This is a genomic window from Nitrobacter sp. 62-23 (assembly GCF_001897285.1).
Classification (GTDB): domain Bacteria; phylum Pseudomonadota; class Alphaproteobacteria; order Rhizobiales; family Xanthobacteraceae; genus Nitrobacter.
In genome coordinates this window covers 6,995-20,287 of record NZ_MKSM01000022.1, presented here as the reverse complement: position 1 = coordinate 20,287, position 13,293 = coordinate 6,995, and the positions used below count along the sequence as shown (strand labels likewise).

General features: G+C 54.8%; 9 protein-coding genes. 2 read left to right on the top strand and 7 right to left on the bottom strand.

What is annotated here, in order from left to right; genetic code table 11:
* Positions 1-88: 88 nt before the first annotated feature.
* Positions 89-1,570 (bottom strand): exopolysaccharide biosynthesis polyprenyl glycosylphosphotransferase, encoded by a 1,482-nt coding sequence (locus BGO16_RS02640; RefSeq protein ID WP_292617047.1) that lies wholly within the window; start codon positions 1,568-1,570, stop codon positions 89-91.
* A 164-nt stretch (positions 1,571-1,734) separates the two neighbouring features.
* On the opposite strand from BGO16_RS02640, the gene BGO16_RS02635 reads away from it, so the two are divergent.
* Complete coding sequence (locus BGO16_RS02635; RefSeq protein ID WP_292617046.1) at positions 1,735-2,037, top strand: hypothetical protein; 303 nt, start codon at positions 1,735-1,737, stop codon at positions 2,035-2,037.
* Here the strand turns inward: BGO16_RS02635 and BGO16_RS02630 are convergent.
* The 3 genes from BGO16_RS02630 to BGO16_RS02620 form a co-directional block, all read right to left on the bottom strand.
* Complete coding sequence (locus tag BGO16_RS02630) at positions 2,031-4,037, bottom strand: hypothetical protein (RefSeq protein WP_292617045.1); 2,007 nt, start codon at positions 4,035-4,037, stop codon at positions 2,031-2,033. The two genes, BGO16_RS02635 and BGO16_RS02630, sit on opposite strands and share 7 nt — an antisense overlap.
* A gap of 65 nt (positions 4,038-4,102) precedes the next feature.
* Positions 4,103-5,305 (bottom strand): polysaccharide biosynthesis/export family protein, encoded by a 1,203-nt coding sequence (locus BGO16_RS02625; protein ID WP_363091328.1) that lies wholly within the window; start codon positions 5,303-5,305, stop codon positions 4,103-4,105.
* Between the two features lie 157 nt (positions 5,306-5,462).
* Positions 5,463-7,775: a polysaccharide biosynthesis tyrosine autokinase gene (locus tag BGO16_RS02620; protein ID WP_292617044.1), complete on the bottom strand. Its 2,313-nt coding sequence runs from the start codon at positions 7,773-7,775 to the stop codon at positions 5,463-5,465.
* A 501-nt stretch (positions 7,776-8,276) separates the two neighbouring features.
* On the opposite strand from BGO16_RS02620, the gene BGO16_RS02615 reads away from it, so the two are divergent.
* Complete coding sequence (locus tag BGO16_RS02615) at positions 8,277-9,116, top strand: hypothetical protein (protein WP_292617043.1); 840 nt, start codon at positions 8,277-8,279, stop codon at positions 9,114-9,116.
* 478 nt (positions 9,117-9,594) lie between these two features.
* Here the strand turns inward: BGO16_RS02615 and BGO16_RS02610 are convergent, their stop codons facing one another.
* The 3 genes from BGO16_RS02610 to BGO16_RS02600 form a co-directional block, all read right to left on the bottom strand.
* Complete coding sequence (locus BGO16_RS02610; RefSeq protein ID WP_292617042.1) at positions 9,595-10,371, bottom strand: serine protease; 777 nt, start codon at positions 10,369-10,371, stop codon at positions 9,595-9,597.
* A gap of 73 nt (positions 10,372-10,444) precedes the next feature.
* Complete coding sequence (locus BGO16_RS02605) at positions 10,445-10,972, bottom strand: hypothetical protein (protein WP_292617041.1); 528 nt, start codon at positions 10,970-10,972, stop codon at positions 10,445-10,447.
* 34 nt (positions 10,973-11,006) lie between these two features.
* Positions 11,007-12,176: an SPASM domain-containing protein gene (locus BGO16_RS02600; RefSeq protein ID WP_292617040.1), complete on the bottom strand. Its 1,170-nt coding sequence runs from the start codon at positions 12,174-12,176 to the stop codon at positions 11,007-11,009.
* Positions 12,177-13,293: the final 1,117 nt, after the last annotated feature.

Here is a 13,293-nt window from a genome sequence, read left to right as displayed (position 1 = left end):
GCGCTACGATAAACGTGCCGACATCTTCATGTCGGCCGTCTGCATCGCTGCCGCAATAACCTGGTGGACGGCCAATTGAGTCTCGACCCTAGTAGGCGTTCCTGCCTCGTAGAACTTCCAAGGGTGTTTGGATCAGAATCAGTAAATCCAGTCCCAGTCGCCAATTGTCGATGTACCAGAGATCGTGATCCACGCGCCGTGCGATGTGCTCGGTCGTTGGAGTTGGGCCTCGACACCCATGGATCTGCGCCCATCCGGTTAGCCCAGGTTTTACCCGTTGGCGAAAGGCATAATTTCTGACGAGTTTGTCAAAATGATTGTCATGCGCAACTGCATGAGGCCTTGGTCCCACAAGCGACATGCTGCCGCTCAGGACGTTGAATAATTGTGGCAATTCGTCGATGCTCGTCTTTCGAAGCCACCTGCCGACGCGAGTAACCCGACTGTCAACGGGACGCGCTTGAACCGCAGTAAAGCCATCCTCAAGGGTCGACATCGTTCTGAATTTGCAAATTCTGAAACTTCGGCCGTTAAAGCCAAGTCGTTGCTGTCTAAAGAGAACTGGTCCGCGCGAATCCAGCTTTATTGCCACCGCAGCCATGATGAGAAGGGGCGCTAGAAGGACCAATACTGCGCTTGCCCCGATAAGGTCGATGGCGCGTTTCGCCAAATCCTCTGTGCGGCTCAATGGACCGCGCTGCAATTCCACGCGAGTCATCGCGCCCAGATCGCGGCGAGGCAGGTCGAGAATTTCTTTGCAGGCTCCGGTCGGGACAATGGTAATCGGAAGCGGCAGCAATCTCAATTCGTCCGCAAATGCTCGAAGCTCCGACCATCGGTTCAAATCTGCGGTAACGATCACCTCTTCAATATCCGAGCCGCGAATATGTCCTACGATATTTTTGGCAAGTTTTCGCCGCAGGTTCGAGCCAGCGCCTCTCGGAGGCAAGGCAAATCTGGTGCTTACGTCCATGCCAATTTTGCACAACTTCCGGCTAATCGGCTCATAGCCTTGCGCGGGGTCGACAATCAAGGCCACCCTTCGGCAGGAGAATCGATGCTCGGAGAGCCCTTTTTTCAGCAGTTCCCGGATAATTGTTCGATTGGCGATCAGGCCGATCATGCCAAAAGCGGCAAACAGAATACTCGTTGCACGCGAGAGTTCGCTGCCAATTTTCAAAGCGAAGACGATGCCTGCCAGCAGCAAGAACACACCTACCCAAGCCGTAAAAACCATCCGGATCTGACGCCGCCAACTGAGCAGTTCAGTGGGCTTGTACCGGCCTTGATATTTCAGCAGGGGGCTGAACAGAATCGCTACTAATGTCGCTGAGCCGAGGGGTTTTCCTATTTCTATGTGCAGACCTTCACTCAACTGATAAAAAAGGCTCGCGCAGAAACTGGCCGAGACAATTGTCAACACATCGAAGGCAATCGCCGTCGTCTCTATCCACTCATAGCGGATCGGCCATTTACTACCGATGCTCTCTAAGGGAATCAGGTCTAAGTCGCGGGCAGATACTTTTCCCGCTTCTGCAAATTCAATCTTCCGTCGGCTAACAAAATTCATGGATAAAAAACCAACACTAAGAATTCGGGTGTTTAAACACAAATAATTATAATTTTCAAGAAAAAATAAAAATTAAAATAACGCAGTGGTTGAACGAGGTTTGTTAAGAATTTCTATCTACGGTCGCTTCACGCGAAATATCTTAATGGGGACCTACCCCGCTGATGTTGTTTGTGATTTTTAACCTTTTTGCGGGCCTCTTGACCGGAGCGCTTTTCGGCGTTCAAACACTATTTCTGATTGTATTGTTTTTGCCGATTGGAGCAATCTTCGGGCTGATCGCCGGGATATCGATTGGCTTCGGCCAGTGGGTTGGCGCGGGGATCGCTCTTCAACTTGGATACCTTGGCGGCGCATTTTTGCGAAGCATGTTTGAGCGCTTTATCATTGGCGTTGAACTTCATACAAGCGGCAGGTTGAAGAGATTGTCGGGAACCTCACATAGTGAGCTTCCACCTCATTATTGATTGCGTATTATCTTGAGATAATCCGGATTGAGTTCACCTATAATACGTTCCGCAAGGGCTCGACCGTCGGTCGAGGCCGTTTTGTACGCGTTGGCTAAAATCGGCTTGAGTGCGGGTAGGCGACGAAAGATGAGGCTGATGTCGCCTTTGATCATATCCTGCAGCTCAGGGTCCGCAGGCCCGCCAGTCAAACGTAACGTTGCTTTAAGACGGGGCGGAATCAAACTGGTTTCGTTAGGACCGGTGTAGTACGCCATCTTTAGTAGAGCCTTGGGATCAGCGTTTGGCCATCTGTATCTCTCCGCAAGCAGTGCGAAAGTCAACCACACGTCGCTGCGGAGCGGAGCGTATCGCAATGCGCGGGTAAGATCACCGAGCGTCCCTTTCTCGCTGGAAGGGACAGCCTCCGAGCGTTTAAGCAGCAGAATTGTTCCTGCAAATGCGCTTTCTGCCCAAAGGTCCCCTCGCACACCTGCAATCGTCGCGGCTTCTTTGAGGCTGTTTCGTTGGTAGATCGAAACGGTTGAATGAATGTCGACGAACGGAGACGCAACGACTTCGGATATATGTTGCTCCGGCAGCAGCAGCCAGAACGCTTCAATGATAAGGATTAGCCCGGCCAGGAGCGCAACCTTCATACGTGGTTCGGGCGAGTTCTCAGTTGGATAGAAGTCTTCGGCTGTTCCAGTGTGCGAATGTGCCAATGCCGCGTTTTCAATCGTGCTGCGGCTCTGGCTCCAGGCGAGTCCGGCAACGGCGCTGACGAATATGGATGCCGGCAAGGTGAGTACGCCGCCATTGGTGAACACGAGAATTAAGGCGACGACAACGACTCCGGCTCCAGCGCTTGCGTAGACGTAATCGCGGCCGCGCGTTACTGCCCCTCGAGCAAATGCCGTGGCTATGCCGCCCAACGCCAAGATGAAAATCCAGAGAAATGTTCGCCCCATTTCGATCGTGATGAGGGCTGCGGCCACCTCGGCTCTTCCCGATTGTGCATGGTCAACCTCCCGGTAGACCGGCAAGAGACTCTCGAAGGTTCCCGCTCCGGAGCCGAGAGCAGGCGCGTCCGATAGCATTCGGTCTACGACGGTTTGATTCTGCGACGATGATGTCGTTGCAGAACCCGTGTCTCTTCCGGGCTGCACTGTCGCGAGGAAAGTGAGCAGGGTTATTGCGCCGACTGCGATGACACCCGCTCGCCCCCAGGCACCGAACGACCACTGCCTGACGACTAAAATGCCGATCAGAACTCCCGCGCCAAAAAGGCCAGCAAAGATAAGCATTATATCGGCTTCGATGAGAAGCGCTAATGTGCAAATAGCCAAGCCGATGGCTCCGGCGATGAATCCGGCTATCGCCCATTGCCGGGATTCCGGCCCGCTTCGTCTGCTGCGCAATCGCTCGCGCAGGCGAACCTCGGTTGCGCTCGCCAGCGTGACACCTGCCGCTGCCAGAATCGACGTTCCGGAAATATCGCCTGTGGCGTTGTGCTGGGCGAGATCAAGGTACCCCAAGCTGTCAACGATCCGAAGTACGGCTGCGGATACTGCAACGAAGGTCAGAAAATAGAGCGTAAGCTCGGCCATCCGCCTGTCGAACGCCACCACCATTACGACGCCGGCCGTGGAAAGCGCGGCGCAATATTGGACGAAGGCCAATAGGGTCGCGCCAGTATCGACGGTAATCGAACCGGAAACAGGAGAACCCAAAGCGTTCGAAGCGCTGGACCAGACGCTATTGGAGAGCCAGTCGCCGGGGAGGGGAATAGCCTGCAACAGCATCCACAGACACGGAAGAAGCAGAACGACACCCGCAAATAACGACATGGGAGAGCGGCGTGGTCGACTAAGATAGCTGCCGTACCGGGAGGCTCCCAGGGTAATCAACGCAACAGCAAGACAGGCGCAGATGAGACCCAAGGCCAGGTTGGTGCGAACCAGGCCGACTGCAGCAGAAAACGCAACTGCAATCGGCAGAACGACGAACGAAAAAAGCATCGTTTTTCCCGCACGGGTCAGCTGAGGCAGAAGACAGGTGGCTACGGGCTGGATCTGCGAGCGGTCTAATGTGCCAAGATTGGCGTCGGTGTCGTAATCACGGTGGTGGCCGCTCCATTAATCGTGTTCTTCAGTATGTAGCCATTGGTGGCATAGGTTATCGGATCGTTAGCCGTTGCCATAATTGTTCGCAGGAAGGTCAAGAACTTGGTCGTTTCGACCGACGAGGCGTTGGATGTATAGACAACATCCTTGTTCCGCATCTCGAAGTTCTGGGCAAGGAAATATCCCGAAGGATCACGCAAATTGAGGTGATATACTATAGGTATGATTGGTCCTTCAAAGTGGCTGCAATCAACCCCGAGCCTGGCGGCGACTTCCCGTGTTTCTCCCCGGTAGAGGAATACGAAGCTGGGATCGGCAAGATTATCATTCAAACCCTGATGCTTCCCGATGGCTTCAGCGAGCGAGAGGCGCCACGCATCGAACTTGAACTGGCCTTGCTGCCCCGCAGCTCCAAATGCAACGAAGGTCTGGGGTTGGCTGTAAAGATAAATAACGTCGTTCGGGAGCACGTAGATGTTGTTGGCAGGTTCGTAAAGCAAGGCGCCAAACGGGACGCTCGCTCGGTGCTTGTCGCGCTCTAACGACACCCAAAGGTCGTATCCTTGATTCATCGGACCACCGGCCCTTGCGACATAGTCCAGGATGCGTTCACCGGAGGGATTGGCCGGGAATCGCCCCGCCGAATGAACATCACCCAGCACGCTGACGAGGGACGTATTCTGTTGAGCCAAGGCAACGATAACTTGAGGCTCCAGAGCGCGGGCTTTCAGATGCTCGACGATGTAGGATTCGATTTGTGCGGGCGTACGTCCCTTCGCGGGTACCGGACCTGCGTATGGCACTGTAATCGTTCCGGACTGATCGACGGCCTGATTGGGAATGGTGACGAAATTACCTGCGCGAACTCCCGTGTCGGACGTAAAAAGTCCGCCGGCAGCAGCCTCGAAGATCGTCACGCTGACGATATCGCCGACACCAAAACGAAACGCTTTTGGCGGAGTCCTGTCAGCGAAAGCCTTGGACAGTCTCGGGGTATAATCCGCTAAAACCTTTACGACCTGAGGAGTAACATCCACCGTAGCGTACGGTAAGTTTACCGGCACACCGCCTTCTGAGCGCTTTTCAACGTCAACGCCTTGCGGACCGCTGGCGGGGACGGTCGAGCATCCACTAACCAGAAGCGCCAGGAGAACCGACGTCAACGCATAGTTTCTTATTGTCAGCCTCAGAGGTGCCCCCAACATCAGATCGAGATTCGACAAAATCTCGCATTTTAGGGAGATTCAGAACAGGGGGGATTGAGCTGTGGCGCTCGAAACTCAAAAACTGTGGCGTGGTTGCAACAGTTTCAGGTGAGCTTTACGACGGCGTGTCACTCGGTCCGTAATGCGAATAATAACTTTCATTGTAATAATCGCTCCGCGAGCCGTCGTAGCTGGCCATTCCGTTGATGTCGGTCTTGTTTAACACTGTGCCGATCACATTCTCATAAACGTTCGGCGCGGAATGGAGCGCATGTTTCACGACATCGATTTTGGTTCGACCCCATTCCACGACGTAGACGAAACAATCGACGAATGTCGAACTTGCTCGGGCATCAACGATGGGCGCCAGCGGCGGAAGGTCGATAATGACATAGTCATAAGTTGAGCGCAGTTTTTCGACCAGGATGCGCATCGGATCGGTGGTAAGCATTTCGCTGCTATGAAGGAGGGTGCGGTTTTTCACCGCTGGCAAAAAGACCAAATTCGTCTCGGTGTCCGTCCATATAGCCTGCTCGATTGGTTGCGTTCCAAAAAGGACTTCGACGAGGCCGATTTTTGCATTTGGCGCGAGTACCTTCGACAGGGACGGGTTTCTGAGATCGCAATCGACGAGGATCACGTTTTTCCCGCTTTGACCGATGAGTTGAGCCAGGCAAGCGGCAATTGTGGACTTGCCTTCGTCGGGCTGTGTAGAAGTCACGCCAATGACTTTATTGGAAGCTTGACCGCGGCTCAGATCGATCCCAAGCTTGATGGACCGTATGGATTCCGCAAATCTCGACAAGGGCATGTTCACTACCGCCCAGTGCAGCGATGAGGCCTTCGACAAAGTCCCGAGGCCTTTTTCCTGGTTGTAACTTGGCGATTTGGCCGGATCGAGCAGCGGAACCACTGAAAGGCAGGGCAGGCCCAAAGTTTCTTCCAACTGGGTCGGTGTTCGGAAGACGCGATCCATCAAATCCCTCAGGAATGCCAAACCCGAGCCAAGAACAATTCCGCCAAAGAGGCTGAGCGCGAAAACAACAAGTGTTTTTGGTTTGCTCTTTTTGAGTGGAGGCGTCGCCGCATAAATCACGCGCGCTTCGGAGATCGGAAAGGACTGCTGCTGGGTTGATCCCATGTAGCGCTGCAGGAATGTGTCATAGAGGTTGCGATATTCCTTGGCTTTAGTCTGTAGCTCGCGCAGGGTTATTCCGGCGGCATTCGTTGACCGCGAAAGGGCCACCGCCTCTGCCAATTGCTTTTCAATTTCTTCCTGGCGCTGCTTGGCGATCGCTTGATCGTTCCTGACAGCCTCGGTGAGGCGATGTACTTCCTGCAAAATGGATTTGCGGGTATCTCGCATCCGATTCCGCAAATTTACGACAGCCAAGTGATCCTTTCCGAACTTGGCTGCATATTCATTCTCCCGTCGTTGCAAATCGAGATATTGTTGGCGGAGCGCGGTAATGATCGGGCTGACAAGGAGGTCGGATCCAGCGGCATCTATCGTCCCGATAGAATCAGAGGTTTCGGGGTTTTTCTTCAAAACGCTTTCGTATCGATCAAGGCGCACAGTGGCCTCGGTCGTTTGTGCCCGGGCAGCGGCCAGCCGACTGTTCAGCTCCGCAATCTGCTGTTCATCAATTGGCTTCCCTTCGCTGGACGTCACGATATTGTGCTGCGACTTATAGGCATTGACCGCGCGTTCTGCGTTATCGGCTTGTTCGCCCAACGCCTTCAGGCGTTGTTGCAGCCAGAGTAGCGCGTTCTCGTTCGCTTCGAATTTGGCGTTGAGTTGGTCTGCAATGTATCCGTTTGCGATCAGGTTGGCGATTTTGGCGGCTTCGGCCCCGTTGCTCCAGCTAAAACCAATATCGATCACATTGCTGGCTTCGATGCGCGTAGCAGAGAGGCTTTTTTGAAAGGCCTCGATCATTTCTTCCGACGGTTGGCCTGTAGCATCGTCATTCGATGCTCCCCCTAACCACCGTCGTATTCGCTTGAAGAGGCCTGATTGGTTCAGATTGCTATTATTGTCAGACCTAAGTTGCTGTATGGCCGAAATGATGATGCTTCTCGATCTGAGAATCTGAAGCTGTGTCTCTATGAGGTTTCGATCGATTGCGCGTTCCGCCCCAAGCGATTGCTGCTGGACAAGCGGCATATTTGGGTTTCCCAGCAACAATCGAGTGTGTGCTGTATAGGTTGGCGGAGTAACAACCAGGTAGAGCGCGCCGAGGGCCAGTAAAATAGCAGTTGTGAATATAACTAACGCATACTGGCGGCGGACGAGACCTTTGATAAAATTGATCGTATCCTCGAAGTTGTTCTCGTTCGCCGGCTGCATGCCCTCGATATTTTGATATGCCAGTCGTGTTCTGTCCGCTTGCGGCGGGTTGCTTTGTAGCATAGGATTTTTATCCATACCCGGTTTTCAGTCGCGCTCAGGCAAACGGGCGATCAGAATGCGTAGTTTTTCAAAACTATTCGAATAAAGAGCGGTTGTCCAAATCAAATATGAATCCGACTAGTTTATCGTAAATCGGAACCCCTTTTTTTGGACGGCAGAAACCCTCGCTGTTTGAATTAGATGTCAGATATTTGAGATTTTTGGAGCGGCTCAAAAAATTTAACTTGGAAAATCATTAATTATATTCCGGATAGTATTCAATCTCTGACTCGGTTGCATACAGAGGTTCGGCGTCAATTGAACGCTCGGGGAGTTAAAGATGCAGCGGAACTTCGATGGTTAAGAGGACGAATCAAGTTCGCGTGAGAGGTCGCGCTTCGTCCCGCATGGAGATATCAGGGATCGTATGCTCCAGCCAGGTTCGCATGTGCGCTAAGTGCTCATTCGCATTGAAACGTGACGTGGACTTGTTGCTGCCAAACGCCAGCGGTTTTCCTCTGAATTGTTGATTGTCCGATGCTGCAAAAGGCCATAGCAAAAATCAATTCGTCGGGGGGCAATCGCGGCGAATTATTCGCGAGCCTGTACATCATTGGGTGTGCCAACGGGGTGACGGCACGAATAACAGAATCGATTCAATCCAAGGGATTGCTCGATGCGGCTATCGAAATGTTCGGCGTCAGCATTATCGTGTGGGCTGCATGTTTTGTCGGCGTGTCGTTGATTTTGGACGATCGAAAAGGGGAAGTCCAAAAGGCCGATCTGGTGTTGTCAGCGCCCGTTTTGCTGTTGATCGCTCTTCCGGTTGGGGCCGCGAGTTGGCTCGCACTGACGATATTGAGCTTATACGTCTTAATTTTCGGACAGCCGGGCGATTCACTTCGTCGGGGGGCCATTGTTCTTCTAGCTGTCACCGTGCCCATGTTGTGGAGTCGACTTATCTTTAATCTGTTTGCCAGGTTTGTATTGGAGATAGACGCCACTCTCGTTGCGTGGATGCTCGGCACACATCGGACCGGAAATCTCGTCGAATTTGCCGATCATTCCGGCTCACTTGCTATCTTTCCTGCATGCTCCTCCCTTGCCAATGTGTCGCTGGCGCTGCTCTGTTGGGTGACGGTCAGTCAGTTCGCGCGGCATAAGTGGAGTTCCCGGGATATATTCTGGTGCCTGTTGGCTTGCTTCTCCGTTGTCGCTGTAAATGTGCTTCGCATCAGCCTCATGGGTGTCAACGCCTCGTTCTATACGATGCTCCATGGTTCCATATCCGAAAGTTTGTTAAGTATAGTTATGTTGGGTTTGGTTTTATCGATCAGTCTCGCAGGCGTCCGGCATGATACAGTCCTCCGCACTTAGGTGGTTCATTGTATTGGTGCTGATACCGACGATCGGTTGGAAGGTAACTCTCCGGCCTGAAAATCTGGGGGAGATACAGAGTGCAGTCATCAAGTTCCTGAAAGACCAGAAGTTTGATGTCCACTCAACCAGTGAGAGCCTAGAGGACATGCCCGTTATCGAAGGGCGGAACGAAACTTGCCATCTGCGAATCGCACGAGTCTCTCCACTTGGACACGAGGCGGAACTTGTACGCAGAGCAAGCGCAACGAACGATCGAATCTTTTATGTTTTCCGTGGCGTTGAATACCAGAAGCAACCCGTTCGCCGAACCTTGGCGAATTATTTCTGGTTTAGGTTTCTTCGAGAACTGGGTTTGGTGTCGCGGATTCCCCCTGTGTTTGCCGTTATGACTTCATGTGTGGACCGGCAAATTCCCTGGACAGAATTGGGTGCGCAGGAGCCGACGTAAGGCGCGGGAGTCGCGGCAAGAGCGCTGTTAATGCCCAGCCGCAAAACCCTGACGCACGAGATCGTCCAGGATGGCGCGCACGAGAATTCCTTGGTTGCGGAAATGTGTCGACTGGGTGCCGGGCTCTGGAATCCAGCCTCCGCTATTGTGTAACGCCACCAAACGCCAATTGTCGTCGAACACCGGTGAACCGGACGAGCCAGGCAAAGTATCAGTCAGATATTGTGCCAACACCTCGTCGCAATAGACCAGCTCATTATCAACCAGGGCGACCTGCTTAGGACCGCCAGCAGGATGCTGGACGATATTGACGCCTTGGTTTGGACCGAGGGGCACCCGCTCCAGCGCGATGCTGCCAAAGCGCAGGCCGGGACTGCCCTCGACCGCCACAATGGAGTAATCGAGCTTTTCGTTGGTGGTGAAGAAGAGGTCCGGCCGTAGCCGGAAATAGACTCCTTCCGACAACTTGCCGTCAGCGTCGATCTCATAGTTGAAGCGCGCTTGAGCATTGCCTGCGACGGCGGCGGTTGGCAGGACGTGGTTATTGGTCATCAGGCAGTCGTCCGCGATCATGAAGCCGGTTCCGAGCCCCAACTGCGGCACGACGATCTGGGCGACAGCGCGGGCAGAGCGGATGGCCTGAGTCAGGAATGAGACCGGACGCAGATTGTTAGCCTCGATCATCGCCTCAAGCGGCGCCACCCGCCCCACGATGGCGCGGAGGGTCATTTTCTGTGTCGGGGTCGTCGCGCCGACGGTGTGCCACACGAAAGGTCTGCCTTCGATGGGGCGCAGGGCATCCAAGGACGCTGGCGCCCCGGCGGGGCTGATTTCGAGAGTGCCGGGGCGCGCAGCAATTTTTTGGGGCGATCGCATCTCAGCTGCCGGCGTTACGCAGAGCCTCTTCCTGGGCGTTGAGTTCGAGGCTCTCGCTTTCGAGCGCCTGAGCAACCTGCTTGAGCTGATTGGCAATATTGGCAAGGCGGCCAGTGCTCGAGCGCGTGATGACCACGGTCGATGCCACGGTACCGAGATCGCCGACGCCGCGGCCAGTGCTGGAGCGGGTGATAACCAGGGTGGACGCCGCCGGGTTGGCGCCGAGGTCACCGACACCGCGGCCGGTGCTGGAGCGGGTGATGACCAGGGTTGACGCCGCTGGATTGCCGCCGAGATCGCCGACGCCGCGGCCGGTGCTGGAACGCGTAATAACCACCGAGGATGCCGCGAGACCGCCCAGGAAGCGGGCACCGTCGGTTAGATCAAAGGAATCGGCGGCCGCGCCCGAAAAGGCGGTGTTTACATCGACGCCATTTTTTTCAAATAGTTCGAGCGTGTCGGCAAGAAAACGCGCGCGGGCCGCAGGATTGGAGAGCAGGGTGGTTTCGAGATCTTCGAGCGTAGCCATCTTCGTCAGTTCCTTCCGTTGGTAGTGACCTTCCTCAGGCGATTGCCTCTTCCAGCATCCGTCTGATCTTGACCTCGTCCGAGACGTTGCGCGCGCTGGCGAGGATGGCGCGGATGCGATCCCTCTCCACCGCCGTAAAGACGGACGCAATGTCGGCGGCCAGCGCCTCATCTTTGAAGACGCGGTGGCAAAGTTCACAAGGACCCAAGGCCTCGCCGGGGTCCGGGAGCCGAGCGGCCAGCGAAGGATCGCGACGGCGCACGGTGTCATACAGCGCGCTGAAGCCCTGCCGCTTCATGCAGCGGAACATCAACGAGCCTTCGAGCCGGTCCCAAACCTGGGCCAGTGTCCGTTCATAGAGATTGCCCAGCGACAATCCCGGTGTCGCCCGGTTGAACACCGAGCAGCAAGGATAGACCTCGCCATCCCAGAACACCGTCAAGTCGTGATAAATGCGCTTGTAGCAGGCGTATGCCTCGTGTTGCAGTTCCACCTGGTAGCTCTGGGGCGACAGGCCGCGATTGCGGGCATTGCCGGTCGGCAGCACCAGGCGGTTGACCAATTCGACATTGGGATCGCCGACAAGGTCAGGGAAAACGTGTTGCAGCTTTTCCTCTGCAGAATAGAAGCTGGCGGCGATAACGACATTCACACCCTTGCGTGCGCAAGCCGCGATCACTCGCCGGACATTGTCCTGCGGCACCCATTTGCCATGGGTCGGGTCATAGCTGATGCTGAGAACCTCCATGCCAAGATCGGCCAACGGATTGACGGTGGCGCTCGCCGCCTCGTCGGTTTTGGCCCAGTCGCAGGCGGAGATCATGGAAAACTTCATGCCGTGGGAATGCATGCGCGCGGCAATCTGTTTGATCTCAGGTAGAAACAGCAAGGGTTCGCCGCCGGTGAAACCGCCCTGGGCAAACACTCCGAGGGAAGCCGCCTGATCGACGAGATCAAGAGCGAACGGCAGCGACATCGTTTCGGTGCGCTTTGGCGTGCAGCCATAGCAGCAGAAGTCGCAGGCCAGGCTGCATTTCATGGTGTAGTTGAGAATGAGGACGTTGAACGCGTCAGCCTCGATCGACATGCCGGCGGCGGCGGCCAAAGCGTTATCCTGCAGTTTCTGACTGCGATGCTCGTCTCGGGACCAGCCGACAAGCGGCCTGTCCTCGCGGCGAGTTTTACCAGGATCGGCGGCAGGCAACGGCTTGGCCACGACAGGCTCCAACAATAACATTTACATTAATTCGGATTGTGAAACGTCAAAAATAATATAACATTTGATATATGGTGCGCTGGTATATTACCTCGTCTGTTTCCATTATGCGGGCGAGATCATCTGACGTCCCGTGACAACACGGGAACGCCTCGCTTCTTCATCGAAGGTTTCGGGGATATCCTAGGAATTACGCTAAGCTATTCAAATTACTTTCTTAATGACGCCGCACCATCATCTCTCTTTTCAGCGACAATCGACTTGCTTGTTCGCTCCGTCGACCCGCGGATCAAATTATGCCGTCGTTATTATTCGTCATAACGGATTTATCAAGTACATAACGTTTGATAACATATCGTATATCGCCATTCAATTTATTTTTCGCTCTCTCCGGCTTGAGCCCGCGCCTGCTGATTGGCTGCGTTATCAAGCTGCGAACGACCATTCTGCACGGAACGCGCGTTTTCCCAGGTCAGACGTAACCTCCGGATTTTTCACGAGGTTGGCTGTTCTGACTTGGGCAGGAGCGCGAACTGACGCCGAGGAATTACACGGCCGGGCAGACCTCGGAATCTTGCGGGAGGCGGATCACAGGGGGAGAAGAGCGGTGCGATCTGTTGCCGCACCAACAACCGAAGCGGCCTCGGCTGCGGCTGAATGACGGACCGTGACGCGCGCTCGTTTCGGCGAGCGCGGCAAACAAGCCGCTCTATAAATGGCCGCGGAGCGGCAACTCCTCGGGTACGCCGGGGGCTACCAGATCCCCGGCGTACCGTCGGTCAATTCCTTCGGCGCGTGCTGTCGTCGATCGCCGCCGGAGATAATACAGCAGTGCATCCGCTGCACCTGGCTGCCTGCTGCCTACATTTCCGGGCGGCGGCGTCACATTCACGAAAACGCGGCCGAACCGCCATCAGCGCATATCAAAAGCCGATTGTGATCGGAATACGCGCTGGTCATCGCTCAAGAGCATTGTCCGGCTCATGGAGTTCCACTTAGCCGAAAGATGCTCAGTACCCCATCCAGCGGGGCGGTTCGTTCAACTTGTCAGGCCAGGTCAGAGCCTTCGTCGAATACCAGTTGTCGACTTCCTTTTTTACGAAGT

What these genes read in the sequence shown, in the direction of transcription:
- BGO16_RS02630 (WP_292617045.1), bottom strand. Translation starts at nt 4,037, where the DNA reads ATGCTTTTTTCGTTCGTCGTTCTGCCGATTGCAGTTGCGTTTTCTGCT.
- BGO16_RS02640 (WP_292617047.1), bottom strand. Translation starts at nt 1,570, where the DNA reads ATGAATTTTGTTAGCCGACGGAAGATTGAATTTGCAGAAGCGGGAAAA.
- BGO16_RS02605 (WP_292617041.1), bottom strand. Translation starts at nt 10,972, where the DNA reads ATGGCTACGCTCGAAGATCTCGAAACCACCCTGCTCTCCAATCCTGCG.
- BGO16_RS02615 (WP_292617043.1), top strand. Translation starts at nt 8,277, where the DNA reads ATGCTGCAAAAGGCCATAGCAAAAATCAATTCGTCGGGGGGCAATCGC.
- BGO16_RS02635 (WP_292617046.1), top strand. Translation starts at nt 1,735, where the DNA reads ATGTTGTTTGTGATTTTTAACCTTTTTGCGGGCCTCTTGACCGGAGCG.
- BGO16_RS02620 (WP_292617044.1), bottom strand. Translation starts at nt 7,775, where the DNA reads ATGGATAAAAATCCTATGCTACAAAGCAACCCGCCGCAAGCGGACAGA.